Annotated in this window: 20 protein-coding genes; 15 read left to right on the forward strand and 5 right to left on the reverse strand. The window is 70.3% G+C overall.

What is annotated here, in order from left to right; genetic code table 11:
• The 3 genes from ACZ67T_RS00005 to ACZ67T_RS00015 form a co-directional block, all read left to right on the forward strand.
• On the forward strand, nt 1-195 hold a 195-nt coding region (locus tag ACZ67T_RS00005; RefSeq protein ID WP_469980518.1), incomplete at its 5' end, for a hypothetical protein.
• A 58-nt stretch (nt 196-253) separates the two neighbouring features.
• A complete protein-coding gene (gene miaB / locus ACZ67T_RS00010; RefSeq protein WP_469980520.1) occupies nt 254-1,774 on the forward strand; it encodes a tRNA (N6-isopentenyl adenosine(37)-C2)-methylthiotransferase MiaB in 1,521 nt (506 codons plus the stop codon).
• 47 nt (nt 1,775-1,821) lie between these two features.
• Nucleotides 1,822-2,529: a class III extradiol dioxygenase subunit B-like domain-containing protein gene (locus tag ACZ67T_RS00015; RefSeq protein ID WP_469980522.1), complete on the forward strand. Its 708-nt coding sequence runs from the start codon at nt 1,822-1,824 to the stop codon at nt 2,527-2,529.
• Nucleotides 2,530-2,649: 120 nt separating this feature from the next.
• Here ACZ67T_RS00015 and ACZ67T_RS00020 read toward each other — a convergent pair whose 3' ends face one another.
• A complete protein-coding gene (locus tag ACZ67T_RS00020; protein WP_469980524.1) occupies nt 2,650-2,901 on the reverse strand; it encodes an antitoxin in 252 nt (83 codons plus the stop codon).
• 22 nt (nt 2,902-2,923) lie between these two features.
• Nucleotides 2,924-3,142: a gliding motility protein gene (locus tag ACZ67T_RS00025; RefSeq protein WP_469980525.1), complete on the reverse strand. Its 219-nt coding sequence runs from the start codon at nt 3,140-3,142 to the stop codon at nt 2,924-2,926.
• Between the two features lie 260 nt (nt 3,143-3,402).
• Here ACZ67T_RS00025 and miaA point away from each other — a divergent pair, with 260 nt between their 5' ends.
• The 6 genes from miaA to hflX all read left to right on the forward strand — a co-directional run bounded on the left by miaA (nt 3,403) and on the right by hflX (nt 11,426).
• Nucleotides 3,403-4,341, forward strand: a complete 939-nt coding sequence (gene miaA, locus ACZ67T_RS00030) for a tRNA (adenosine(37)-N6)-dimethylallyltransferase MiaA (protein WP_469980526.1) — start codon at nt 3,403-3,405, stop codon at nt 4,339-4,341.
• A 107-nt stretch (nt 4,342-4,448) separates the two neighbouring features.
• Nucleotides 4,449-4,916: a hypothetical protein gene (locus tag ACZ67T_RS00035; RefSeq protein ID WP_469981335.1), complete on the forward strand. Its 468-nt coding sequence runs from the start codon at nt 4,449-4,451 to the stop codon at nt 4,914-4,916.
• Nucleotides 4,917-5,000: 84 nt separating this feature from the next.
• The gene (gene dapF, locus ACZ67T_RS00040; protein ID WP_469980528.1) at nt 5,001-5,879 is read left to right on the forward strand and encodes a diaminopimelate epimerase; all 879 of its coding nucleotides are present in this window, start codon (nt 5,001-5,003) and stop codon (nt 5,877-5,879) included.
• Between the two features lie 137 nt (nt 5,880-6,016).
• Nucleotides 6,017-8,146 (forward strand): RelA/SpoT family protein, encoded by a 2,130-nt coding sequence (locus ACZ67T_RS00045; RefSeq protein WP_469980530.1) that lies wholly within the window; start codon nt 6,017-6,019, stop codon nt 8,144-8,146.
• A 67-nt stretch (nt 8,147-8,213) separates the two neighbouring features.
• Nucleotides 8,214-9,692, forward strand: coding sequence for a M1 family metallopeptidase (locus tag ACZ67T_RS00050; RefSeq protein ID WP_469980531.1), 1,479 nt, complete (start codon nt 8,214-8,216; stop codon nt 9,690-9,692).
• A gap of 225 nt (nt 9,693-9,917) precedes the next feature.
• Nucleotides 9,918-11,426: a GTPase HflX gene (hflX, locus tag ACZ67T_RS00055; protein ID WP_469980532.1), complete on the forward strand. Its 1,509-nt coding sequence runs from the start codon at nt 9,918-9,920 to the stop codon at nt 11,424-11,426.
• A 99-nt stretch (nt 11,427-11,525) separates the two neighbouring features.
• Here the strand turns inward: hflX and ACZ67T_RS00060 are convergent, their stop codons facing one another.
• Nucleotides 11,526-12,728 carry a trypsin-like serine peptidase gene (locus ACZ67T_RS00060; protein ID WP_469980533.1) on the reverse strand — a complete coding sequence of 401 codons (1,203 nt, stop codon included), beginning with the start codon at nt 12,726-12,728 and terminating at the stop codon, nt 11,526-11,528.
• A gap of 230 nt (nt 12,729-12,958) precedes the next feature.
• A complete protein-coding gene (locus ACZ67T_RS00065; protein ID WP_469980535.1) occupies nt 12,959-14,185 on the reverse strand; it encodes a trypsin-like serine peptidase in 1,227 nt (408 codons plus the stop codon).
• Nucleotides 14,186-14,567: 382 nt separating this feature from the next.
• Here ACZ67T_RS00065 and ACZ67T_RS00070 point away from each other — a divergent pair, with 382 nt between their 5' ends.
• From ACZ67T_RS00070 to ACZ67T_RS00090, 5 genes are all read left to right on the forward strand, one after another.
• On the forward strand, nt 14,568-15,974 hold the full coding sequence (locus ACZ67T_RS00070; protein WP_469980536.1) for a diaminobutyrate--2-oxoglutarate transaminase family protein: 1,407 nt from the start codon (nt 14,568-14,570) through the stop codon (nt 15,972-15,974).
• A 172-nt stretch (nt 15,975-16,146) separates the two neighbouring features.
• The gene (locus ACZ67T_RS00075; RefSeq protein WP_469980537.1) at nt 16,147-18,387 is read left to right on the forward strand and encodes an IucA/IucC family protein; all 2,241 of its coding nucleotides are present in this window, start codon (nt 16,147-16,149) and stop codon (nt 18,385-18,387) included.
• A gap of 39 nt (nt 18,388-18,426) precedes the next feature.
• Nucleotides 18,427-19,326, forward strand: a complete 900-nt coding sequence (locus ACZ67T_RS00080) for a GNAT family N-acetyltransferase (protein WP_469980539.1) — start codon at nt 18,427-18,429, stop codon at nt 19,324-19,326.
• A gap of 81 nt (nt 19,327-19,407) precedes the next feature.
• Complete coding sequence (locus ACZ67T_RS00085; protein ID WP_469981336.1) at nt 19,408-21,360, forward strand: IucA/IucC family protein; 1,953 nt, start codon at nt 19,408-19,410, stop codon at nt 21,358-21,360.
• A gap of 40 nt (nt 21,361-21,400) precedes the next feature.
• Complete coding sequence (locus tag ACZ67T_RS00090) at nt 21,401-23,383, forward strand: ATP-dependent DNA helicase (protein ID WP_469980541.1); 1,983 nt, start codon at nt 21,401-21,403, stop codon at nt 23,381-23,383.
• 181 nt (nt 23,384-23,564) lie between these two features.
• Here the strand turns inward: ACZ67T_RS00090 and lexA are convergent, their stop codons facing one another.
• Nucleotides 23,565-24,350: a transcriptional repressor LexA gene (gene lexA, locus ACZ67T_RS00095; protein ID WP_100591111.1), complete on the reverse strand. Its 786-nt coding sequence runs from the start codon at nt 24,348-24,350 to the stop codon at nt 23,565-23,567.
• A gap of 516 nt (nt 24,351-24,866) precedes the next feature.
• Between lexA and nrdR the strand changes: the two genes are divergently transcribed.
• Complete coding sequence (gene nrdR / locus ACZ67T_RS00100) at nt 24,867-25,412, forward strand: transcriptional regulator NrdR (RefSeq protein ID WP_326773781.1); 546 nt, start codon at nt 24,867-24,869, stop codon at nt 25,410-25,412.
• Nucleotides 25,413-25,527 lie beyond the last annotated feature (115 nt).

A 25,527-nucleotide genomic window follows, 5' to 3' on the forward strand; every position in this document is an offset into this window, starting at 1 on the left:
GACGGCGCCTTCGAAGTCCTCAAGGACAAGCAGCAGGCCGAGGAGGCGGTGATCCGCCTGGAGCACGGGCAGCCGATCCGCTTCGGCACCGACCTGCAGATGTCCGACCAGCTCGACGAGGCGATCGAACAGAACGGAAAGGGCGAGCTGAGCGAGCTGCTGGCCGGGGGTGACACCTGGACCGTCGTGGGATGAATCCCGGGGTCCGGTGGCGGGAGCAGAGGGGCTCCCGGCACCGCCTACCCTGGAGTGCATGACCAGCAGCGACCGGAGCCAGGCAGTGGACGTTCAAGAATTCAAGACGTACGAGGTGCGCACCTACGGGTGCCAGATGAACGTCCACGACTCCGAGCGGCTCTCCGGCCTCCTTGAGGACGCCGGATATGTCCGTGCGCCCGAGGGCGCCGACGGTGATGCCGATGTCGTCGTCTTCAACACGTGCGCCGTCCGCGAGAACGCGGACAACAGGCTGTACGGAAATCTCGGCCGCCTGGCGCCGATGAAGACGAAGCGGCCCGGCATGCAGATCGCCGTCGGCGGCTGCCTCGCGCAGAAGGACCGCGACACCATCGTGCAGCGGGCCCCGTGGGTGGATGTCGTCTTCGGCACGCACAACATCGGCAAACTGCCGGTCCTCCTGGAGCGCGCCCGCGTCCAGGAGGAGGCACAGGTCGAGATCGCCGAGTCCCTGGAGGCGTTCCCCTCGACGCTGCCCACGCGCCGCGAGAGCGCGTACGCGGCCTGGGTCTCCATCTCCGTGGGCTGCAACAACACCTGCACCTTCTGCATCGTGCCCGCCCTGCGCGGCAAGGAGAAGGACCGCAGGACGGGCGACATCCTCGCCGAGATCGAGGCGCTCGTCGGCGAGGGCGTCAGCGAGATCACGCTGCTCGGCCAGAACGTGAACGCGTACGGCTCGGACATCGGCGACCGCGAGGCCTTCAGCAAGCTCCTGCGCGCCTGCGGGAAGATCGAGGGCCTGGAGCGGGTGCGCTTCACCTCCCCGCACCCGCGTGACTTCACGGACGACGTGATCGCGGCCATGGCCGAGACGCCGAACGTGATGCCGCAGCTGCACATGCCGATGCAGTCCGGCTCGGACACCGTCCTGAAGTCGATGCGCCGGTCCTACCGGCAGGAGCGCTATCTCGGGATCATCGAGAAGGTGCGCGCCGCGATCCCGCACGCCGCCATCTCCACGGACATCATCGTGGGCTTCCCCGGCGAGACCGAGGAGGACTTCGAGCAGACCATGCACGCGGTCCGCGAGGCCCGCTTCGCGAATGCCTTCACCTTCCAGTACTCCAAGCGCCCCGGGACCCCGGCGGCGACCATGGAGGGCCAGATCCCCAAGGAGGTCGTCCAGGAGCGCTACATGCGCCTGGTCGAGCTCCAGGAGGAGATCTCCTGGGACGAGAACAAGAAGCAGGTCGGCCGCACCCTGGAGCTGATGGTCGCCGAGGGCGAGGGCCGCAAGGACGGCGCCACGCACCGCCTGTCCGGCCGCGCCCCCGACAACCGCCTGGTGCACTTCACCAAGCCGGACGCCGAGGTGCGCCCCGGTGACGTCGTCACTGTCGAGATCACGTACGCGGCCCCGCACCACCTGCTCGCCGAGGGCGACGTCCTCGAGGTGCGCCGCACGCGCGCGGGCGACGCCTGGGAGAAGCGGAACGCTGAGCCCGAGCAGAAGCAGGGCGTCATGCTCGGCCTGCCCTCGGTGGGCGTCCCGGCCCCGCTGCCGGCGGCCACGGGCGGCTGCGCCGTCAACTGACGGCACCGCTCCCTGCGGGCCACGTGCCGCGCAGTAGGCTGCCGATCATGCTTGTCGCCGCCGCAGCCTGCCCCTGCCCGCCCCTGCTCGTACCCGAGGTCGCCGTGGGTGCGGCCCCCGAGCTGGAGGCTGCGCGCGCGGCCTGCGACGAGGCCGTCCGCGCGGTCCTGGCCGCCCGGCCCGACCTGGTCGTGGTCGTCGGCGAAGGGCCCGTGACCCGTACGCACGAGCAGGGCGCCATGGGCGGTTTCCAGCCGTTCGGTGTCGACCGCGAGGTCCGTCTGGGCGCGGCTCCCGGCTCCGAGGCACCGGCGCACCGGCTGCCCCTGTCTGTCACGGTGGGTGCCTGGCTGCTCGACCGGGCCGGGTGGACCGGCCCCGTGGAGGGCTTCGAGGCAGAGGGTGACCGGTCCTGGCCGGCCAATCGCGAGGACGGCGTGCGCCTCGCGGCGCGGGCCGAGCGCGTAGGACTCCTCGTGATGGGTGACGGCACGGCCTGCCGCGGCGTCAAGGCGCCCGGCTACCTGGACGAACGTGCAGAAGGGGTCGACGCGTCGATCGCGCGGGCTCTGGGCAACGGCGACCGCGACGGATTCTTCGCGACCCTCGACGCGGATCTCGCTCGCGAACTCAAGATCTCCGGCCGCTCCCCGTGGCAGATCCTCACGGCGGCTGCCGACGAGGACCGGATCGCGAGCGTCCTGTACGAGGACGCTCCCTATGGAGTGGGCTACTTCGTCGCCGGCTGGTCGTAGACGAGCGCCCGGCGACGAACGGCGAGACCACCGACCGACAGCGAGAACACGGCGAACGGCGACGGCCGCGGAGCCATTCACGGCTCCGCGGCCGTCCGCAGTGTGCCGGTGCCGCGCGCCTCAGGAGGCGGGAGGTGGCGGCGGAGTGGTGCCCCCGCCCTTTTCCTGGCCCGGACCCCCGAGGCGGTCCACAGCGTCCTTGGCCTTGCCCGTGCCTGTCTGGATCTGGTCGCTGTACTTGCCCTTGGTTTTCTCGTCGGCCGTCTTCGAAGCCTTGTCCAGACCCTGGTCGATCTTGTCCCCGTGCTGCTGCGCGAGGTCCGCGGCCTTGTCCTTGTGGAGCTTGGCTTTCAGCGTGTCCATGATGCCCATGGGTCCACCTTCACTCGCGGGACTACTTGCGGGCGCCGTCACCGACCTCGTTGTCGGCGGCCTGCTCAGCGGACTGCTGCTTGGGGATCTCCACGGGCTCCGCCGCGGCGGGCTCGCGGGTGTCGGCAGCGTCCGTGGACTCCTCCGGCTCCGCAGCGCCGGCGGCAGCGGAGGTGTCGGCAGTCTCGGAAGTCCCGGAGGTCTCCGGGGAGGAGCCCTCGGCCTCGGGCTCGGCCGTCACAGTGGCAGCCTGCGCCTCGGCGGTTGACGCCGACTCCGTGCCCTTCGACTTCCGGCGAAACCTGGCAAAAACGCCCATTTCAACTCCATACGTTACTCGTGCGGGCGAAATCCCGCGCCGCCCGGTGCGTCCGATTGCGTCGCCCGGGTCTGAGGTACTCGAAACCGGCGGCCGGAACCTCGCAACAGGGAACGACCCCGGACCTGCGGCGTCACGTAGCTCGTTCGGGAACAGGTCCCGAGGTTTGCGAGACTGGGGCGGTGAGTAGTGCAGCTCCCGCTCCGCGGGTCATCGCCGTCGTTGGACCCACTGCGGCCGGAAAGTCCGATCTGGGCGTTTTTCTCGCCAAAGAGCTGGGCGGCGAGGTCGTCAACGCCGACTCCATGCAGCTCTACCGAGGGATGGACATCGGCACCGCCAAACTGACGCCCGAGGAACGTGACGGGGTTCCGCACCACCTCCTGGACATCTGGGACGTCACCGAGGCGGCCAGTGTCGCGGAGTACCAGAAGCTCGCCCGCGCCGAGATCGACCGGCTGCTCGCCGCGGGACGCTGGCCCGTCCTGGTCGGCGGCTCCGGCCTCTACGTCCGCGGAGCGGTGGATCACCTGGAGTTCCCGGGCACCGACCCCGAGGTGCGCGCACGCCTGGAGGAGGAGCTCGCCCTGCGCGGCTCCGGCGCCCTGCACGCCCGCCTCGCCGTCTCCGACCCCGGGGCCGCCAAGGCGATCCTGCCGAGCAACGGCCGGCGCATCGTCCGGGCCCTGGAAGTCATCGAGATCACAGGCAAGCCCTTCACGGCCAACCTGCCCGGACACGAGTCCGTCTACGACACCGTCCAGATCGGCGTGGACGTGGCGCGCCCCGAGCTCGACGAGCGCATCGCGACCCGCGTCGACCGCATGTGGGACGCCGGGCTCGTGGACGAGGTGCGCACCCTGGAGGCGCGCGGCCTGCGGGAAGGGCGTACGGCGTCGCGCGCGCTCGGCTACCAGCAGGTGCTCGCCGCGCTGGCCGGGGAGTGCACCGAGGACGAGGCGCGCGCCGAGACCGTCCGCGCCACCAAGCGCTTCGCGCGCCGTCAGGACTCGTGGTTCCGGCGTGATCCGCGCGTCCACTGGCTCAGCGGCGAGGCGGCCGAACGCGGGGAACTCCCGGCCCGGGCAATGACGTTGATCGAACGACCGGTTACAGCCTGATCACGTGATGGCATCGGGACGCTCCGGCCGTCATCGCGGCCCCTGGGAGCGTGCCATCATCGACCATCGATCGACCAGTGGAGTCCGAAGTGGGAGGGCGCGTGGCGATGGAGGCCGGCCCTCGTGACACCGCACCCGGCGGGGAACAGCTGAGCCCTGACGGACCGGACGCGACCCCGGACGGGGTGATCGCCGACGGCCCCACGGCCGAGGAGCTCGCATCGCAGACCGCAGGCGCCGAGGTCGAGGTGGAGCTGCGCCCGCAGCGACGCCTGCGCCTGTGGCAGCTCGCGCCCATCGTGATCCTCTCCGCCATCGGCTCCCTGATGTTCGCCTTCCCGCTCTTCTTCGAGTTCGGGGACGGCGGGGCCGTCGTGGCGATGCTGGGGCTGCTGATCAGCTCCTGCGCCGCCGGCTGGGGAATGATGGCCGCGCGCCGCGTCGGCCACACCTGGCCCGGCTTCCCGGCCCGGGGATCGGGCCGGCGCCCGGACTGGCGGGTCGTCGGCGCGTACGCCGTCGTGGTTGCCGCAGTCGCCGTCCTCGCCGTGTGGCGCGTCGCCCGCCTGCGCTAGTGCCTTTCGTCCGGATCAGGCCGGGCCGGCCCGCGTCATGGGGTGTCCCGATGGGTTGTCGTCGCCACCCCGTACGATCGAGGAATGAGTACGCGGATCGCCTTCCTCAAGGGGCACGGGACCGAGAACGACTTCGTGATCGTCCCCGACCCGGAGAACGCCCTGGAGCTGCCCCCGGCGGCCGTCGCAGCCCTGTGTGACCGACGAGCCGGAATCGGCGGTGACGGCCTGCTGCACGTGGTGCGCTCCGCAGCCCACCCCGACGCGCGGCACCTGGCTTCCGAGGCCGAGTGGTTCATGGACTACCGCAACGGCGACGGCTCGGTCGCCGAGATGTGCGGCAACGGTGTGCGTGTGTTCGCCCACTACCTTCAGCGCGCCGGCCATGTCGGCGAGGGCGACCTCACGGTGGCCACGCGCGGAGGCGTGAAGAGCGTGCACATCGACAAGGCGGGCGACATCACGGTCGGCATGGGCAAGGCCCTCCTCCCCGAAGGGGATGTCACCGTCAGCGTCGCCGACCACAGCTGGCCCGCGCGCAACGTGAACATGGGCAACCCCCACGCCGTCGCCTTCGTGGACGACCTCGCCCAGGCCGGCAACCTCTTCTCCGCCCCGCCCTTCACCCCGGCCACGGCCTACCCGGACGGGGTGAACGTCGAGTTCGTCGTCGACCGCGGCCCCCGTCACGTAGCCATGAGGGTCCACGAGCGCGGCGTGGGCGAGACCCGCTCGTGCGGCACGGGCGCGTGCGCCGTGGCCGTCGCGGCGGCCCGCAGGGACGGCCTGGACCCGGCGGTCACCGGATCGCCGGTGACGTACGCAGTGGACCTGCCCGGCGGACGGCTCGTGATCACGGAGCGGGCCGACGGGGAGATCGAGATGACCGGACCTGCCACGATCGTCGCCGAGGGAGAGATCGACACGGACTGGCTGGCGGGTCTCGAAACCGTAAACCCCTGAACGTTCGCTCGAATGGGTGATCCGTTTCACGCTGGGCGAGAGGGGGACTGCTCCACGTGATGGGCTCGGTAGCATCAAGCACCGGCCCGGGCGGGAACCCCGCAGACCGCCGCCGGTCGACGCAGCCGGAGGTGCTCATGAGTGCGGAGGCGACCAATCCCGCGACGCCGGGCCCGGTCACACCGGGCGCGCACCGCCGGCGCGGCCGTCCCCGGATCGACCTGCGCCGCATCGGATGGGCCGCGCTCCTCGGCACAGCCGCGGGCAACCGGCTGCCCGACGCGATCGGACACGTGGTCGAGGCCCACCGCGCCCACCACCCGGAAGCCCCTCTTGAGCCGCTGCGCCGGGCGTACGTCCTCGCCGAGTCCTCCCACCGGGGACAGATGCGCAAGAGCGGCGAGCCCTACATCACACACCCCCTCGCCGTGACGCTGATCCTCGCCGAGCTGGGCGCCGAGACCACGACACTGACCGCGTCCCTCCTCCACGACACCGTCGAGGACACCGAGGTGACGCTCGATCAAGTGCGTGCGGAATTCGGCGAAGAGGTCGCCTATCTCGTCGACGGCGTGACCAAGCTCGAAAAGGTCGACTACGGAGCGGCCGCCGAACCCGAGACCTTCCGCAAGATGCTCGTCGCCACCGGCAACGACGTGCGGGTCATGTCGATCAAACTCGCCGACCGGCTGCACAACATGCGCACCCTCGGCGTGATGCGCCCCGAGAAACAGGAGCGCATCGCCAAGGTCACCCGGGACGTGCTCATCCCGCTCGCGGAACGCCTCGGTGTCCAGGCACTCAAGACCGAGCTCGAGGACCTCGTCTTCGCGATCCTGCATCCCGACGAGTGCGCGGTGACCCGCGAGCTCATCGCGACCAACGGCGCGCGGGGCTCCGACCCCCTCGCGGAGATCGCCGAGGACGCCCGCGCCGTCCTGAAGGACGCCGGGATCACGGCCGAAGTGCTGATCAGGCCACGGCACTTCGTCTCCGTGCACCGGGTGAGACGCAAGCGCGGAACACTGCGCGGTGCCGACTTCGGGCGCCTGCTGGTACTCGTCGCCGAGGACGCCGACTGCTACGGGGTCCTCGGCGAGCTGCACACGTGCTTCACGCCGGTGGTCTCGGAGTTCAAGGACTTCATCGCCGTACCGAAGTTCAACCTGTACCAGTCGCTGCACACAGCGGTGTCGCGAGGTGACGGGGAGGTCGCCGAAGTCCTCATCCGTACCCACCAGATGCACAAGGTCGCCGAGGCCGGCGTCGTCGCTCTCGGCAATCCCTACGCTCCTCCTTCGGAGGAGCTGGCCGACAGCGACGGGGAGCGCGCCGACCCGACCAGGCCCGGCTGGCTCTCCCGCCTTCTCGACTGGCAGGAGGCCGCCCCGGACGCGGACACCTTCTGGTCGACGCTGCGCGAAGACCTCGCCCAGGACCGTGAGATCACCGTCTTCCGGCCCGACGGCGGCACGCTGGGTCTGCCCGCGGGCGCCAGTTGCGTCGACGCCGCGTACGCCCAGTACGGCGAGGACGCCCACGCCTGCATCGGAGCCCGCGTCAACGGCCGGCTGGCGACGCTCAGCACGGTCCTGAGCGACGGGGACACCGTTCAGCTCCTCATGGGCCAGGACCCCGCTTCCGAGCCCTCCAGGGACTGGCTCGACCACGCCCGTACGCCCGCCGCGCGCATCGCCATCCGGCGCTGGCTCACGACCCACCCGGCCACACCCCAGCCCGAGCCCGAGAACCGGCGCACCCCGGAGTCGGCCCCCAGGACGCCTCAGGGCGCGCGTGCGGGCCGCCCCGCCGAGGCGAACGCCGTCGTGGACCAGCCGGGCGCCACGGTCCGCCTCGCGGGCTGCTGCACTCCTGTGCCGCCCGACGCGGTGACCGCCTTCGCCGTACGCGGCGGTGTCGTGACCGTGCACCGCGCGGAGTGTCACGGCGTGGAGCGCATGAAGAGCGCGGGGCGCGCCGAGGTCGGCGTGCGCTGGGGCGACACCACGCAGTGCCGGGTCTCCCTGATCGCCGAGTCCTTCAGCCGGCCGCATCTGCTGGCCGATCTCACCGAAGCCATCGCCTTGGAGAGCGTCGCCGTCATCTCCGCGACCGTGGAACCGCCGGCCCAGGGCCGCGTGCGCCACACGTACATGCTCCAACTCCCCGACGCGACAACGCTCCCCGGACTGATGCGCGCCATGCGCAACATCGCAGGGGTGTACGACGTCAGCCGCGCGCAGCACTCCGCCCAGACCAGCTCGTAGGGTCTCGTTCGGGTGGGTGTGGCGCGTCCCGCCGGGGTCCGGACGCGCGCGCTGGTAGCCGTAGTTCATGCTGCTCACCCCCCGCACCATCCGCATGGGCACCGCGCTCGTCGCCGCGGCCGCCTCCACCGCACTTCTCGCCGCGAGCGCCCCGCCGCAGGCGGTCCCGCTGGGCATCGGCGACCGGCTCTTCCCGCACCTGGGCAACCCCGGTTACGACGTGGAGTCGTACGACATCGCGTTCACGTACCACGGTGACAACAAGAAGCCGCTCGATGCCGTCACCAAGATCGATGCCACGGCGACCGCCCGCCTTGAGCAGGTGAATCTCGACTTCTCGCACGGAACGGTCCGCTCCGTAGAGGTCAACGGCAGTCCCGCGCGGTTCGAGGCCAGCGACCAGGACCTGGTCGTCACGCCCGAGCGGGCCGTCCCGGAGGGTGCCCCGCTGGAGATCACGGTGCGGCACACCAGCAACCCGATGCCCGGCAAGGAGGAGGGGGGCTGGGTGCAGACCAAGGACGGTCTCGCCATGGCCAATCAGGCCGACGCCGGGCACCGCGTGTTCCCGAGCAACGACCACCCTTCGGACAAGGCCCTGTTCACGTTCCGGGTCACCGCCCCCAAGGCGCTCACGGTCGTGGCCAACGGAGTGCCCTTCCTGAAGATGCGCCATGGCGCGGACACCAGCTGGACGTACCGCACCCTCCACCCCATGGCCACCGAGCTGGCACAGGTCTCGATCGGCAACTCCGCGGTGCTGCATCGGGAGGGGCCGCACGGGCTTCCCGTCCGCGACGTGGTGCCCGCCATGTACCGGAAGGTCCTCGAACCGTGGCTCGAGAAGACGCCGGCCCAGCTCGCCTGGATGGAAGGGAAGGTCGGCCGCTACCCCTTCGAGAATTACGGCCTCCTGATCGCCCGGGCCAAGACCGGCTTCGAGCTCGAGACCCAGACGCTCTCCCTCTTCGAGAAGGAGATCTTCACGGAGCCCGCGTACCCCGCCTGGTACATCGAATCGATCATGGTCCACGAGATGGCGCACCAGTGGTTCGGCGACAGCGTCAGCCCTCGGACCTGGTCCGACCTGTGGCTGAACGAGGGACATGCCAGCTGGTACGAGGCCCTCTACGCCCAGGAGAAGGGGCACCGGTCCATGGCCAAGCGCATGCGTGAGGCCTACCGCGCCTCGGACGGCTGGCGCGCCGCGGGCGGCCCGCCGGCCTCCCCCAAGGCCCCGAGGCCGGGCCAGAAGATCAGCATCTTCCGGCCGGTGGTCTACGACGGCAGCGCCCTCGTCCTCTACGCGCTCCGTCAGGAGATCGGCACCCCGGCCTTCGAGCGTCTGGAGCGCGACTGGGTGCGTACGCACCGTGACGGAACGGCGAGCACGGCGGACTTCATCAGCCTCGCTTCGCAGACCTCGGGCCGCGACCTCCAGGGCTTCCTCCGGGCCTGGCTCTACGGGAAGAAGACCCCGCCGATGCCCGGGCACCCGGACTGGAAGTCGACGCCGGTGACGAAGGCGAAGCCGGCCAAGGGGTAGGCCATCGACCGGCGGCGCACAGTCCAGGCAGGACAGGCTTCGGCGCCGGCGCCGGCGGGCAATAAGTCGGGTGACGAGACGGGCCGTACCGTGCGACCATCTTCCAGGTCGGCGGCACGGCCGCCCCGGGAATCTACGGACGCCCCGGGACGTTGTGTACGTCGAAGGACCGCGCTGTCATGCGCGGACCGTCACCCGTTCGAACCATCTCGACGTAAGGATCCAATGACCTCCTCTTCTTCCCCTTCCCAGGACGCGCAGAGCTTCGCGCAGAACAACCCCGAAGGTCTTCGGGCCGATGCCCTGATGGAAGAGGACGTCGCCTGGAGCCACGAGATCGACGGAGAGCGGGACGGCGACCAGTTCGACCGCTCCGAGCGTGCGGCCCTGCGCCGTGTCGCGGGCCTCTCCACCGAGCTCGAGGACGTCACCGAAGTCGAGTACCGGCAGCTCCGTCTGGAGCGGGTCGTGCTCGTCGGTGTGTGGACCTCGGGGACGGTGGACGACGCGGAGAACTCTCTCGCGGAGCTGGCCGCCCTCGCCGAGACCGCCGGCGCCCTGGTGCTCGACGGCGTCATCCAGCGCCGGGACAAGCCCGACGCCGCGACGTACATCGGCTCGGGCAAGGCGCTGGAACTGCGCGACATCGTCCTCGAGACCGGAGCCGACACCGTCGTGTGTGACGGTGAGCTCAGCCCCGGCCAGCTCATCCACCTCGAAGACGTCGTCAAGGTCAAGGTGGTCGACAGGACCGCCCTGATCCTCGACATCTTTGCCCAGCACGCCAAGTCCCGAGAGGGCAAGGCCCAGGTCGCCCTCGCGCAGATGCAGTACATGCTGCCGCGACTGCGCGGCTGGGGTCAGTCGCTCTCCCGGCAGATGGGTGGCGGTGGCTCCTCCGGCTCCGGCGGCGGCATGGCCACCCGTGGTCCGGGTGAGACCAAGATCGAGACGGACCGGCGACGGATCCGCGAGAAGATGGCGAAAATGCGCCGGGAGATCGCGGAGATGAAGACCGGCCGCGAGATCAAGCGTCAGGAGCGCAAGCGCAACAAGGTGCCTTCGGTGGCCATCGCCGGATACACCAACGCGGGCAAGTCGTCCTTGCTCAACCGCCTGACGGGCGCCGGCGTCCTGGTGGAGAACGCACTGTTCGCCACCCTCGACCCGACCGTCCGCAGGGCGGAGACGCCCAGCGGCCGGCTGTACACGCTGGCCGACACGGTCGGTTTTGTACGGCACCTGCCGCACCACCTCGTCGAGGCGTTCCGCTCCACGATGGAGGAGGTCGGTGAAGCCGACCTGATCCTGCACGTGGTGGACGGATCGCATCCGGCGCCGGAGGAGCAGCTGGCCGCCGTGCGCGAGGTCATCCGCGACGTGGGCGCCACGCAGGTGCCCGAGATCGTGGTGATCAACAAGGCGGACGCGGCCGACCCGCTCGTCCTCCAGCGGCTGCTGCGCGTCGAGAAGCGCGCGATCACGGTGTCGGCCCGCACCGGGCTCGGCATGGACAAGCTGCTCGCGATCATCGACGACGAACTGCCGCGTCCCGAGGTCGAGATCGAGGCGCTCGTGCCGTACACGCACGGCCAGCTGGTCGCGCGTGCGCACGCCGACGGCGAGGTGATCTCCGAGGAGCACACCCCGGACGGCACCCTGCTCAACGCGCGGGTGCACGAGGAACTCGCCGCCGAGTTCGCGCCGTACCGGCTGACGGCGGCCGCGAGCTGACGCTCCGGCAGCAGCCGGGCCTCCTGTGCCGACGGCGAGGGCCCGCCCCCAACTTTCTGGGGGCGGGCCCTCGTTCGGTTCGTTCGGTGAGGCAGGCGGTTACCGGCTGCCGTACTTCTCGCTCATCGTGTCGAAGACCTGCTGGGCGCCCTTGCCCAGCTGCGGTCCGGCCAGCCAGGTGTTCTCGGCCGGGCCGATCGACGTGTTCGACACCAGCTGCGTCTTGCCGTCGACCATCCGGAACCAGCCGCCACCGGAGGAACCGCCGGTCATGGTGCAGCCGATGCGGTACATCGTCGGCATGTCGGGGCTGAGAGAGAGACGGCCCGGGCGGTCGATGCACTTGTGCATCAGCTGGCCGTTGAACGGCGGCGCGGCCGGGTAACCCCAGGCGCCCATGCTGCTGACCGACTGGACCGCCGGCTCGGAGAAGTCGACGGGCAGCGCGTTGCCGACGGTCTCCTCAAGGGACTTGGAACCCTGCTCCGGCTTCACGTGCAGCACCGCATAGTCGTACGGAGCGCCCGCACCGCCCGACTCGGCGCCCGTGTCGATCCACTCGTTGGAGGTGGAGGCCCAGTCGGCCCAGAAGGTGCCGTACGGGGCGATCTCCTGCGGGGCCGCGTTCTGCAGCTGCGCCTCGGACTTGCCCAGGTCGTTGTAGGCCGGGACGAAGGCGATGTTGCGGTACCAGCCGCCCGCCGAGCCCGCGTGCACACAGTGGCCCGCGGTCCAGACGAGGTTGGACTTGCCCGGGTTGCGCGGGTCCTTCACGACGGTGCCGGAGCAGACCATCGAACCCTCGGGCGAGTCGAAGAAGACCTTGCCGACCGGGGCGGCGTTGTCGTGGTAAGGCGTCTTCTCGGGCACGGCCTTGACGGGCTGCGGCTCAGGGTCCGTGGCGCCCTGGTCGGCCGAGGCGTCCTTCGCGGCGATCGTCTTGTCCGGGTCCTTGGCGGACTTCATCCGCTCGGGCTTCCAGTGGTCCTTGATGACCGGGTTGACGAAGTCCTTGGCCTCGCGCAGCCAGTCGTCCTTGTCCCAGTTCTTCCAGGCGCCGTTCTGCCACTTGTCCGGGTCGATGCCGTGCTTCTTGAGCTGGTCGGCGATGCCCCCGGGCAGCTGGCCGTTGGATCCGTCGTCGGCGCCCTGTGAAGCGGAGGCGGCCGACTTGTCACTCGTCTTGTCGTCGCTCGGGCCGCAGGCCGTGGCGGTGAGCGCCAGGGCCGCGGCGAGCCCCGTGGCGGCGAGGGCGGTACGCCGGCCCCGGCTCCGCGTGGATGACGGACGTGTGGAACGCATGGTGCAGTTACCCCCGTTGAGCGAATGTGTCATGAGCTTGTCATGTCCGGAGTGGGCTCCGTGCGGAGATCTCGGACGCAGCACCCCACTATGCCTGTGGAGTTGGGGACGAACGGCGGCGGGGTGGTGAAGGTTTCGTCACCCCGCCGCCGTCCATTGCCTGCCTGTCGGCGGCGCCCGCCTTCGGACTCCTACCGACTGCCAAGGCGCTGGCTACAGGCGGTGTCTGCCTACTGGCCGGCGTACTTCTTGCTCACCGCGTCGTAAATTCCCTTGGCCTCCTTGCCGAGGCGCGGGCCCGCGAGCCAGCCCGCCGTCACCGGGCCGATCGACGTGTTCGACACCAGCGACGGCTTGCCGCCGGAGCCCTGCGCGATCCAGCCGCCACCGGAGGAACCGCCGGTCATGGTGCATCCGATGCGGTACATCGTCGGCTCGGCCTTCGCGAGCGAGAGCCGGCCGGGCTTGTCGGCGCACTGGTAGAGCGTCTGGCCGTCGTACGGCGGCGCGGCCGGGTAGCCCTTCGCCGTCATCGTCGCGATCTTCGGCACTGCAGGCGCGTTGAAGTCGACCGGCACGGCCGTACCGACCGCCTCCTCGAGGGACTTGCCCTCGCTGCCCTTCTCCGGCGTGACCTGGATGACCGCGAAGTCGTACGGCGCGCCCTGCCCGCCCGTCGGACCACCCTGTTCGATCCACTGGTCGGACGTCTGCGCCCACGCGCCCCACCAGACGCCGTACGGAGCGACCTCTTCCTTGGTGGCGGTCTTGAGCTGCTCGTCCGACAGGCCCGCGTTGTTGTACGAGGGCACGAAGGCGATGTTGCGGTACCAGCCGCCGTTCTTTCCGGCGTGCACGCAGTGGCCCGCGGTCCACACCATGTTCGACTTGCCCGGGTGGGCGGGGTCCGTGACCACAGTCGCCGAGCAGACCATCGAGCCCTCGGGGCCGTCGAAGAAGAGCTTTCCGGCGTACGGCGCGCTGTCGTGGTACGGAGTGCCGACGGCCGCGGCCTTCACCGGCTGCGGCGTCGGGTCCGTCACGCCCTGGTCACCCGAGATGTCGTTGTCGTCGACCTCGTTGTCCGGGTTCTTGTCGGCGTCACGCATCCGGTCCGGGTCCCACAGACCGTCGATGATGGGGTTGACATAGTCCTGCGCCTCACGCAGCCACTTGTCCTTGTCCCAGTTCTTCCACTCGCCGTGCTTCCACTTGTCCAGATCAATACCGTGCTCCTTGAGCCGGTCCTTGATGTCGTCCGGGATCCGGATCTTGTCGCTGCCGCCCTGCGTCGCGGACGCGGTCGGCTTCGAGTCCGCCTTGTCGTCGCCGGGCCCGCACGCGGTGGCGGTGAGGGCGAGCGCCGCACCGATGGCGAGAGCGGCCGCCACGGGGGAGGTTCTGCGGCGCACGCTCCTCCCGCGCTGAACGGTCAAGAGCGGACGTATCGGTCGCATGTCGTGAATCCCCCTGGGCTTCGAGAACTGTGCAGTGCCGGCTGCCGGCGGTCGTGAACCGGTCGCGCCACGCTCGGCACTTGATGTGCCTCACCTCGCGACCGAACCCTCCGCCCTCCGTCGAACGGCAACCCACCCTATGCGCGCCCTGTGGGTGACTCCCCACGGAACGGCAACGGTTCCGTCACGGCAGGGATCTTCCGCGAGCCAAGGATTTTCCGCCGACCCGTGATCCCGCGCAGTCACCGTCGTTGGTACGTAGGGGGATTCGCCGTCGTCGCTCGGTCCTTGGGGTTCGGCCCTGGACGCACGCACGTCAACTGATCCCCCCACACCGAGAATTCGACCGGATCCAGCGGGATCCAGGGGAGGACCAGCAGTCGTGGCCGTCACCGAGCCTGCGCCCGCGGCGATGCCCGCGGGGTATGAGGGGGGCGCCGCCCGTGAGGGCGCTGCCCAAGAGGGGATCCTGCGGCGGCAGTCCGCGCGGGAGTCGGCGGCCCGCACCTATGCGCGCGCACTGCCGATCGTGCCCGTGCGGGCGCGCGGCCTGACCATCGAGGGCGCCGACGGACGCCGGTACCTCGACTGCCTCTCCGGCGCGGGCACGCTGGCCCTCGGCCACAATCACCCCGTCGTCCTCGAAGCGATCAGACGTGTACTCGACTCCGGCGCCCCCCTGCACGTGCTCGATCTGGCCACCCCCGTGAAGGACGCCTTCACGACGGAACTCTTCCGCACGCTGCCCGCCGGGCTCGCCGAGCGGGCACGGATCCAGTTCTGCGGACCGGCCGGCACCGACGCGGTGGAGGCCGCCCTGAAACTCGTCCGCACGGCCACCGGCCGCAGCGGGGTGCTCGCCTTCACCGGCGCCTACCACGGGATGACCGCGGGGGCGCTCGAAGCGTCCGGCGGGGCTCAGGACGTCAGGGTCGCGCGGCTGCCCTATCCGCAGGACTACCGCTGTCCCTTCGGTGTCGGCGGCGAGCGCGGCGCCGAACTCTCCGCCCGCTGGACCGAATCCCTCATCGACGACCCCAAGTCGGGGGTGCCGCACCCCGCCGGCATGATCCTCGAACCCGTCCAGGGGGAAGGCGGAGTGATTCCCGCGCCCGACTCCTGGATGCGCCGGATGCGCGAGCTCACCGCGGCACGCTCCATCCCGCTGATCGCCGACGAGGTCCAGACCGGAGTGGGCAGGACCGGCACCTTCTGGGCCGTCGAGCACAGCGGAGTCGTGCCCGACGTCATGGTCCTGTCCAAGGCGATCGGCGGCAGCCTGCCCCTGGCCGTCGTCGTCTACCGGGACGACCTCGACGTCTGGCAGCCGGGAGCTCACGCCGGCACGTTCCGCGGGAACCAACTCGCCATGGCCGCCGGCGCCGCGACCCTCGCCCATGTCCGGGAGAACCGCCTCGCCGAACGCGCCGCCCTCCTGGGCGCGCGCATGGTGGGCCAGCTCCAGGGTCTCGCCGCCGAACACCCCTGCATCGGGGACGTACGGGGCCGTGGCCTGATGATCGGCGTCGAACTGGTCGACGTAGGTGCCGCCCAGGACCAGAACCGGCCCGCCGGACCTGACGCGAGCCCGCATCTTCCCGCGCCCGAACTCGCCGCGTCCGTGCAGCGCGAGTGCCTCCGTCGTGGGCTCATCGTCGAGCTCGGCGGCCGCCACTCCAGCGTCGTACGCCTCCTGCCGCCCCTCACGATCACCGACGAACAGGCTGCCGCGGTCGTCGAGCGTCTCGCCGACGCCCTGGCCGAAGCCGCCCGCACCCATCGGGGATAGGTCCGCCAGGACGGGCGCCTTCTGGGGCCCGACACCCACCGGGCCGGGACCGCCACGACACCGACGACCAGGACACCGACGACCAGGACACGGACCACCACGGACAGCCGCGGAACACCGGACAGTCCGGACAACCGCATCACGGAGTCAACTACCCCACAAGGAAGCCCCGTTGAACGCCACTCCCGCACCCGACGACCGACACCGCCCCCAGGCGAGCGGAGCCTGCGACACGCAGCCCCAACTAGCCCCGGCGCGCGGGACGACGGTCCCGCGGCAGAAGGACGGCGGCCTGGAGGCCGAGCATCTGCACGGCTCCACGGCCGACCTGCTGGAGCATCCCGACCCCGGCACCGCGGCCCAGGCCGCGGCCGTCGAGAACCTGCTCCGCTGTTGGGTGCGGGAGAACGATCTGGCCGAACCCCCGCACGGCACTCTGCGTATCCCTCTGCCCGCAAGTGGCACCGCCCTCCTCATCCCTGTCCACTACTGGTCCGTGACCGGCTGGCACCGGTTCGGCATGCCCCGTCTCCAGGACGGCCCGCTCGACGCCCCGCGCGTCGACGCCGTCACAGTCGCCGCCCTCCTGAGCCGCGAGGCGTCGGGGCAGGGAAGCGCGGCCGCGGTGCGGGGCGGTGTCCCGGCGAGGGACGCCGGCGGAAGCGGCGCCGATGTCGCCCTACGGGAGGGCGTCGTCCCGGGGCCGGCGGGTACGCCGGACACCACGTCGGGCATGCTCGCCGCGCCTGGTTCGGTAACCGGCCCGGCGCCGACCGCCTCGTCGCCGACCTTGAGCGATCCCGCGCGCACGCAGACCGCCCCCGAGGCCGTCGATGCTGCGTCCTCCGCCCCTGTGACCTCGCACCCGGAGGCGCAGTCACCCCATCCCGAGCCCTCACACCACGAGCCCGCTCGCCCGACCACCCCCCACCACTCCCACCCCACCCCCTCCGGCGACGGAGCCGACCTGGTGGGGCGCGTGGCCGACTCGGTCCGCCGCACCGCCGACTTCATCGCTCACCGACGCAGCAACCCCCGCGACACGACCGACCTCTTTCTGGCCGCCGAACAGTCCCTCCTGCTCGGCCACCCCCTGCACCCGACGCCGAAGAGTCGAGAGGGCCTGTCCGAAGCCGAATCCCGGCTCTATTCACCCGAGTTGCAGGGGTCCTTCCCCGTGCACTGGATGGCGGTGAACCGCTCGGTGCTCGCGATGGACTCGGCCTGGACCCAGCGAGGCCGCCCCCTCCCCGCGGACCAGCTCGCCCTCCAACTGGCCGGGACGGAACTGCCCCTGCCCGACGGCCACGCCGTGCTGCCCCTGCATCCCTGGCAGGTACGCGAGCTCAAGCACCGCCCCCAGACCGCGGCCCTTCTTGACGCCGGCCTTCTGCGTGACCTCGGTCCGCATGGCGCCCCCTGGTACCCCACCTCCTCCGTCCGCACGCTCTACCAGCCCGACGCGTCGGCCATGCTGAAGCTCTCGCTCGGCCTGCGCATCACCAACTCCCGTCGGGAGAACCTCCGTAAGGAGCTCCACCGCGGCGTCGAGGTTCACCGACTTCTGCGCACCGGCCTCTTCGAGCAGTGGCAGGCCGCGCACCCGGGATTCGACATCGTTCGCGATCCGGCCTGGCTCGCCGTCAACGGCCCGGACGGCGAACCGGTGCCCGGCCTGGACGTGATGATCCGGAACAACCCGTTCGCACCCGGAGACGACGCAGCCTGCATTGCCGGCTTCGTGTCACCCAGGCCCCCGGCTCTGCCCCATGGGCAACGGGACCGCCAGCTCATGCGCTCCCGTCTCGCCGAGACCATCACCCGCCTCGCCGGCCGCACCGGACGCCCCCGCGGTGCCGTCGCCGCCGAGTGGTTCCTGCGCTACCTCGAACACGTAGTGCGCCCCGTGCTCTGGCTCGACAGCACCGCCGGCGTGGCCCTGGAGGCCCATCAGCAGAACACGCTGCTGCTGCTCGATCCCCAAGGCTGGCCCGTCGGCGGCCGCTACCGCGACAACCAGGGCTACTACTTCCGCGAGTCCCGGCGCTCCGAGCTGGACGGCCGTCTGCCCGGTATCGGCAGCCACAGCGAGACCTTCGTCTCCGACGACGTCACCGACGAGAGGTTCGCCTACTACCTCGGAATCAACAACATCTTCGGTCTCATCGGCGCCTTCGGCTCCCAACAGCTGGCGGACGAAAGGCTGTTGCTCGCCGCCTTCCGCGGCTTCCTCTCCGATGTCGCGTCAGGCCCCGACAAGCTCCGCACCCCCCTGCCCGGATACCTCCTCGACTCCCCGGCCCTGCGCTGCAAGGCCAACCTCCTCACCCGCCTGCACGGGCTCGACGAACTCGTCGGCCCCGTCGACACCCAGTCCGTCTACGTCACCATCGCCAACCCCCTTCATTCCTGAGGAACGTGCCCCACCCCATCCCCTGAGAGGAACGTCGCCGTGTCATCCACCGACGCGCGCACCGACGCCGGAGTCACGCCCGCCACCGCCCTTACCGACGCCGTCACCGACAAGAACACCGACACGGGCCCCGGCGCCGATGAACTCACAGGCTCCGACCCAGGCGACGGCACGGATGTCGCCGACACTCTGGACCTGCGTCTGCCCGACGAACTCATCGACCTGATCGCCGGGCAGGGTGGACCCGGCGGACAGGGCGACGACAGCGCGGGCCAGGGGACCGATGCGGATTCCGGCGAATACGGGCACGCAGGCGACGGAACGCGAGCGCACGTACCGGGCAGCATTTCGACGGCCCTGGCGGACGACGACCTGCTCGACAACGTCGGAGCGTGGCGACCGGTCACCACACGTTCCGGCGTCTTCCAGCTGGTTCCCGTCCGTGTCGAACGCGACCTGCCGCTCATCAGTCGCTGGATGAACGATCCAGCCGTGGCCGCCTTCTGGGAACTTGAAGGCCCGGAGAGCGTCACGGAGAACCATCTCCGCCCCCAGCTGGACGGCGACGGGCGCAGCGTCCCCTGCCTCGGCGTGCTGGACGGCACCCCGATGAGCTACTGGGAGATCTACCGCGCCGACCTCGACCCGCTGGCGCGCCACTACCCCGCCCGCCCGCACGACACAGGTGTTCACCTCCTTATCGGTGGTGTCGCCGACCGCGGCCGAGGACTCGGCACAGGCCTCCTCAAGGCCGTCGCCGACCTCGTGCTCGACCATCGCCCGCGCTGCGCACGTGTCGTCGCAGAGCCGGACCTTCGCAACACCCCTTCCGTATCAGCGTTCTTGAGTGCTGGCTTCCGCTTCTCCGCCGAGGTGGATCTCCCCGACAAGCGAGCCGCGCTCCTGATCCGAGACCGGGCCCTGCGCTCTCTGCTGTGAGCCCGTCACTCTTAGTACACCGCTCACCTCGATCCGGTTCCCTTCCGAGGAGTCCTCGTGCCGAATCCGTCCGAGCCCCAGATGTCCGCAGCGTCCTCCGCTCTGTACGACCCAGCGGAGCTGACCTCCGAGAACTGGGAGCGCGCCGCAGCCCGGCTGCTGGCGAAGATGATCGGGGAATTCGCGTACGAGGAGATCATCGAACCGAAACGGGAGCCGGAGCCGGAGCGGGGACAAGGGCCGGGACAAGTGCCGGGACACGGGTCAGGGCCCTTGCGGACAGACCTGTACACCCTTCCCGTCGACGGATCCCATGTGCCGCCGGGCAGCGCGTTCCGGTTCAGGGCCCGCCGGGGCGCGTACGGCAGCTGGCTGGTGGATCCGGGCAGCATCCAGTGGATCGCCGGCCGCCCGGAGAAGACCTCCGGCCGCCCCGTGCAGACGGACACGGACGGGGACGCCACCGAGCCCGAGCCGTCACTCATCGCAGAGAACCCGCCGGAACGCTTCACCGACCCCCTCGCCTTCCTCCTCCGCGCCAAGCAAGTCCTCGGTCTCGACGGCGCCACGCTCGGGCATCTCATCCGCGAGCTCACCGTCACCCTTGCCGCCGACGCCCGTCTCGCCGACAGCGCGCTCGACGCGGCCCAGCTCGCCGATCTCGGATACGCCGAACTGGAAGGCCACCAGACGGGCCACCCCTGGCTCGTCCTCAACAAGGGCCGGATGGGATTCTCGGCGACCGACACGGCCCGCTGGGCCCCCGAGGCCCGCATCCCCGGGACGCTCCCGTGGATCGCCGTCCACACGAGGATCGCCGCCTACAGGGGCGTCGCGGACCTGGCGACAGCCGAACGCCTCTACGACCGCGAGTTCTCCCCGGTGGCGCGGAACTCCTTCGCCGAGGCCCTCCGGGAGCGCGGCCTGGACCCGCAGGCCTACCTGTACCTACCGGTACACCCATGGCAGTGGAACAACATCGTGCTGCCGCTCTTCGCCGGCGCCGTTGCGACGGACGCCATCGTGCCGCTCCCCACCGACGGCGACGTCCGCCTGCCCCAGCAGTCCATTCGTACGTTCCTCAACATCTCGCGGCCCGACCGCCACACGGTGAAGCTCCCGCTGTCCGTGCTCAACACCCTGGTGTGGCGCGGCCTGCCCACAGAGCGCACGCTCGCGGCACCGTCGGTCACGGCGTGGATGCACTCCCTCCGCGAAACAGACCCCTTCTTGAAGGACGATTGCAAGGTCATTCTCCTTGGAGAGGTGGCTTCGGTCGCCGTCGAGCACCCCGCATACGACGGACTCGAGGAGGTCCCCTATCAATACAAGGAGTTGCTGGGCGCCATCTGGCGGGAACCGGTGAGCCGGTATCTGGCCCCCGGCGAGCGGGCCCGCACACTGGCCTCGCTGCTCCACGTAGACCCGCACGGCAGGGCATTCACCACGGAGCTCGTCACGCGATCCGGGCTGACCCCCGAGGTGTGGCTGCGCCGGCTCTTCGCAGCCCTGCTGCCCCCGCTTCTGCACTTCCTCTACCGCTACGGCACCGTGTTCTCCCCGCACGGGGAGAACGCCATCGTCGTCTTCGACGACCACGACGTGCCCGTACGGCTCGCGGTGAAGGACTTCGTCGACGACGTGAACGTGAGCGCCGAGCAGCTGCCCGAACACGACCGCATGCCACCGGACGTACGCGAGATCCTGCTCACCGAGCCGCCCGCTTTCCTGACCCAGTTCATCCACTCGGGGCTCTTCGTCGGCGTCTTCCGATATCTGGCCCCCCTGTGCGAGGAACAACTGGGGGTCACGGAGGAGAAGTTCTGGTTCCTGCTGCGGGCGGAGATCCTGCGGCATCAGGCGCGCTTCCCCGAGCTCAAGGAGCGGTACGAGATGTTCGACCTCCTCACTCCCCGTATCGAGCGGCTCTGCCTCAATCGCAACCGACTGCATTTGGACGGTTACCGCGACCGGTCCCAGCGCCCCCACGCGGCCGTGCACGGCACGGTCCCCAATCCTCTGCACCAGCCTTGATCGCGGGATTGTCAGTGGTGCCCCGTAGGGTGGTCGAGCTATGACGAAGCCCTCCCTCCCCGAGCTCCTGCACGCCGCCGTCGCCGCCGTCGGCGGTACGGAACGACCTGGCCAGGTGACCATGGCCGAGACCGTCGCCGAGGCGATCGACGGCGGTTCCCACCTGCTCGCCCAGGCAGGCACGGGTACCGGTAAGTCCCTCGGCTACCTGGTCCCTGCCCTGGCGCACGGGGAGCGAGTCGTGGTCGCGACGGCCACGCTGGCCCTCCAGCGCCAGCTCGTAGAGCGGGACCTGCCGCGCACGGTCGACGCGCTGCACCCCCTGCTGCGCCGGCGCCCCCAGTTCGCCATGCTCAAGGGCCGGTCGAACTATCTGTGCCTGCACCGCCTCCATGAAGGAGCGCCGCAGGACGAGGAGGAGGGGCTCTTCGACCAGTTCGAGGCGGCCGCTCCGACCAGCAAGCTCGGCCAGGACCTGCTGCGGATGCGGGACTGGGCCGACGAGACGGAGACCGGCGACCGGGACGATCTGACCCCTGGAGTCTCCGACCGGGCCTGGTCCCAGGTGTCGGTCTCCTCCAGGGAGTGCCTGGGCGCCACCAAGTGCGCGTACGGGCAGGAGTGCTTCGCCGAGGCGGCCCGCGAGCGGGCCAAGCTCGCCGATGTGATCGTCACGAATCACGCGCTCCTGGCGATCGACGCCATCGAAGGGGCGCCGGTCCTGCCGTCCCACGAGGTACTGATCGTGGACGAGGCGCACGAGCTCGTCTCCCGGGTCACGGGAGTGGCGACCGGCGAGCTCACCCCGGGGCAGGTGAACCGCGCGGTGCGCCGTTCGGCCAAGCTCGTCAACGAGAAGGCGGCCGATCAGCTCCAGACCGCCGCCGAGGGCTTCGAGCGGCTCATGGAGCTGGCGCTGCCCGGCCGTCTTGAGGAGATCCCGGAGGACCTCGGCTACGCGCTGATGGCGCTGCGGGACGCCTCGAGGACGGTCATCTCGGCCATGGGCACCACGCGTGACAAGTCCGTCCAGGACGAGGACGCGGTACGCAAGCAGGCCCTGGCCTCCGTGGAGAGCATCCACGACGTGGCGGAGCGCATCACGAACGGCTCCGAATACGACGTCGTCTGGTACGAACGCCACGACCGCTTCGGCGCGTCCCTCAGAGTGGCTCCCATGTCGGTGTCCGGCCTGCTGCGGGAGAAGCTCTTCTCGGACCGCTCCGTCGTCCTGACCTCGGCGACACTCAAGCTCGGCGGCGATTTCAACGGGGTGGGTGCCTCTCTGGGCCTGGCCCCCGAGGGCCAGGAGGGCGAGGGCCTCCCGCAGTGGCGGGGCGTCGACGTCGGTTCCCCGTTCGAGTACCGCAAGCAGGGCATTCTCTATGTCGCCAAGCATCTGGCACGCCCCGCGCGTGAGGGCACCCGCAGCGACATGATGGACGAGCTGGCCGAGCTGATGCAGGCCGCCGGTGGCCGGACGCTGGGGCTCTTCTCGTCGATGCGCGCCGCACAGGCCGCGGCGGAGGAGCTGCGGACCAGGCTCCCCGAGTACCCGATCCTCCTCCAGGGCGAGGAGACGCTCGGCGAGCTGATCAAGGGCTTCTCGGCCGACCCGAAGACGTGTCTTTTCGGCACACTCTCCCTCTGGCAGGGCGTGGACGTGCCCGGCGCCAGCTGCCAGCTCGTCGTCATGGACAAGATCCCGTTCCCGCGGCCGGACGACCCGCTGATGAGCGCCCGGCAGAAGGCCGTCGAGGATGCCGGCGGCAATGGCTTCATGGCCGTCGCGGCGACGCATGCGGCCCTGCTGATGGCCCAGGGCGCGGGCCGTCTCGTACGGGCGACGGGGGATCGCGGCGTCGTGGCGGTCCTGGACCCGCGGCTGGCGACGGCACGGTACGGCAGCTATCTGCGGGCCTCGATGCCGGACTTCTGGTACACGACGGACCGGAACCAGGCGCGGCGCTCGCTGGCCGCGATCGACGCGAAGGCGACCGCCGAAGCCGAGGAGAGCGCGTAGCCGCGCGGACCGCGCCCCCGCGTGACCGGAGCCCTGGACACCCGGGGCTCCGCCCACGCAGCAGGCCCCCGTATCCGGCAGGCCAATGACACTCGGCAGGCCCGGGACACATCAGACTCAGGACACAGCAGGGCCCCGGAACCGGCGCAGTTGGTTCCGGGGCCCGGTCAGGGGCGCGGGGTCACACCCGCCGCAGAACGGCCACCACCTTGCCGAGGATGGTCGCCTCGTCACCGGGGATGGGCTGGTACGCGGAGTTGTGCGGCAGCAGCCACACATGGCCGTCCTCGCGCTTGAAGCGCTTGACGGTGGCCTCGCCCTCGAGCATCGCGGCGACGATGTCGCCGTTCTCCGCGACCGGCTGGCGGCGGACCGTGACCCAGTCGCCGTCGCAGATCGCGGCCTCGATCATCGAGTCGCCGACGACCTTCAGGACGAACAGCTCACCGTCTCCGACCAGCTGCCGGGGGAGGGGGAACACGTCCTCGACGGACTCTTCGGCGAGGATCGGGCCACCAGCGGCGATGCGGCCGACGAGCGGGACGTACGACGCGGCCGGCTTGCCCGCGGTGTCCGTGGGCTGCGCGCTCGGCTGGTCGGACCCGCGGACCTCGTAGGCACGGGGGCGGTGCGGGTCCCGGCGCAGGAAGCCCTTGCGCTCGAGGGCCATCAGCTGGTGCGCGACCGACGACGTGCTCGACAGGCCCACCGCCTGGCCGATCTCCCGCATCGACGGCGGGTAACCACGCCGCTGCACGGAGTCCCTGATCACCTCGATGACGCGGCGCTGCCTGTCCGTGAGCCCCGAGCTGTCCGCGCGGATTCCGGGAGGTCGGCCCGGCAAGGAGCGCGCGGGCTTCGGCCCCTCCGCGCTCATGGATGCGTCATTCATGGCATGCACCGGCTCGAGTCGGCCCTGGGAACGGTCCTGGGCAGTGATGGTGGCGCTGTCTGCGGTGGTGGTCACGTCGGTCGGCCCCTCTCGAGTTGTTCTCCCTAGCTAGCCAACGGTAGTTGCTTTCGAAAGGTTGCGCCAAACACACGTTCGAGTGAAAAATCGCAGATTGCTTGTCGTGATCATGTGCCTGGGTGTATGCCTTGCGCTTCGCCGGAGTGGCAATTCGGTTCATTACGGTACGCTTCACGGCCGAGGCCGAGACCCGCTCCGTGGGGCTCCCAGTGTGCCATCCGGTGGTCCGTCAACCCGGAACCGGCCCCCTCTCCGTGCGCCGCCGCCCGTGATCTGCGCGCATCCGTCATGGGCGCGCTCCCGCCCCGGTGTTCGCTGGGTGAAAGCGACACGCGTGGGGGTGAATTAGCGACCAAACCCCAGATCTAGTGGTTCGATTGCATCAGTAGCCCAGAAGTTGTGGTCCCTGGTCCATCGAGGCCTCGCTCATCGCCTATGCTTGGGGCTGCTTCGAGGGGCCTGAAGGGCCTCGCGAGGCCATTGAGTCGTGCTGTGAAGGAGGGTTGGAGTTCCATGCACTGCCCCTTCTGCAGGCACCCCGACAGCCGTGTCGTCGACAGTCGCACCACCGACGACGGCACGTCGATCCGCCGGCGCCGCCAGTGCCCCGACTGCTCTCGTCGTTTCACGACCGTGGAGACGTGCTCGCTCATGGTGGTCAAGCGGAGCGGGGTGACCGAACCCTTCAGCCGTACGAAGGTGATCAACGGCGTCCGCAAGGCGTGCCAGGGTCGCCCCGTCACCGAGGACGCCCTCGCCCAGCTCGGCCAGCGGGTCGAAGAAGCGGTGCGTGCCACCGGCAGCGCGGAGCTGACCACCCATGACGTGGGCCTGGCCATACTCGGCCCGCTTCAGGAACTCGACCTCGTCGCCTACCTGCGCTTCGCGTCCGTGTACCGGGCGTTCAATTCGCTGGAGGACTTCGACTCGGCCATCGCAGAGCTGAGGGAACAGCTGCCCGGTGCGAGCCGGGGGGACGCGGGCGGAGAGCGCGAACCATGTGGCTGCGGGCCCGGAGGGACTGTCGAAGTCCCCGTGCCCGCCACCGCTGCCGACTGACCGGCCCAGGGGTCGGTCGGCAGCCATTCAGACCTGTTGCGGGCGGCAAGAGCGGCGTCCGCAATACAAGACACACACCGTGCCACGGGAAGATCGAGGCACTTCGGGGCGTTTT

Source organism: Streptomyces sp. NPDC107517 (genome assembly GCF_055582645.1).

Coding starts and splice junctions, on each gene's coding strand:
- miaB (WP_469980520.1), top strand. CDS start 254: ATGACCAGCAGCGACCGGAGCCAGGCAGTGGACGTTCAAGAATTCAAG.
- ACZ67T_RS00015 (WP_469980522.1), top strand. CDS start 1,822: ATGCTTGTCGCCGCCGCAGCCTGCCCCTGCCCGCCCCTGCTCGTACCC.
- ACZ67T_RS00020 (WP_469980524.1), bottom strand. CDS start 2,901: ATGGGCATCATGGACACGCTGAAAGCCAAGCTCCACAAGGACAAGGCC.
- ACZ67T_RS00035 (WP_469981335.1), top strand. CDS start 4,449: ATGGAGGCCGGCCCTCGTGACACCGCACCCGGCGGGGAACAGCTGAGC.
- dapF (WP_469980528.1), top strand. CDS start 5,001: ATGAGTACGCGGATCGCCTTCCTCAAGGGGCACGGGACCGAGAACGAC.
- ACZ67T_RS00045 (WP_469980530.1), top strand. CDS start 6,017: ATGAGTGCGGAGGCGACCAATCCCGCGACGCCGGGCCCGGTCACACCG.
- ACZ67T_RS00050 (WP_469980531.1), top strand. CDS start 8,214: ATGCTGCTCACCCCCCGCACCATCCGCATGGGCACCGCGCTCGTCGCC.
- hflX (WP_469980532.1), top strand. CDS start 9,918: ATGACCTCCTCTTCTTCCCCTTCCCAGGACGCGCAGAGCTTCGCGCAG.
- ACZ67T_RS00060 (WP_469980533.1), bottom strand. CDS start 12,728: ATGCGTTCCACACGTCCGTCATCCACGCGGAGCCGGGGCCGGCGTACC.
- ACZ67T_RS00065 (WP_469980535.1), bottom strand. CDS start 14,185: ATGCGACCGATACGTCCGCTCTTGACCGTTCAGCGCGGGAGGAGCGTG.
- ACZ67T_RS00085 (WP_469981336.1), top strand. CDS start 19,408: ATGTCCGCAGCGTCCTCCGCTCTGTACGACCCAGCGGAGCTGACCTCC.
- ACZ67T_RS00090 (WP_469980541.1), top strand. CDS start 21,401: ATGACGAAGCCCTCCCTCCCCGAGCTCCTGCACGCCGCCGTCGCCGCC.
- nrdR (WP_326773781.1), top strand. CDS start 24,867: ATGCACTGCCCCTTCTGCAGGCACCCCGACAGCCGTGTCGTCGACAGT.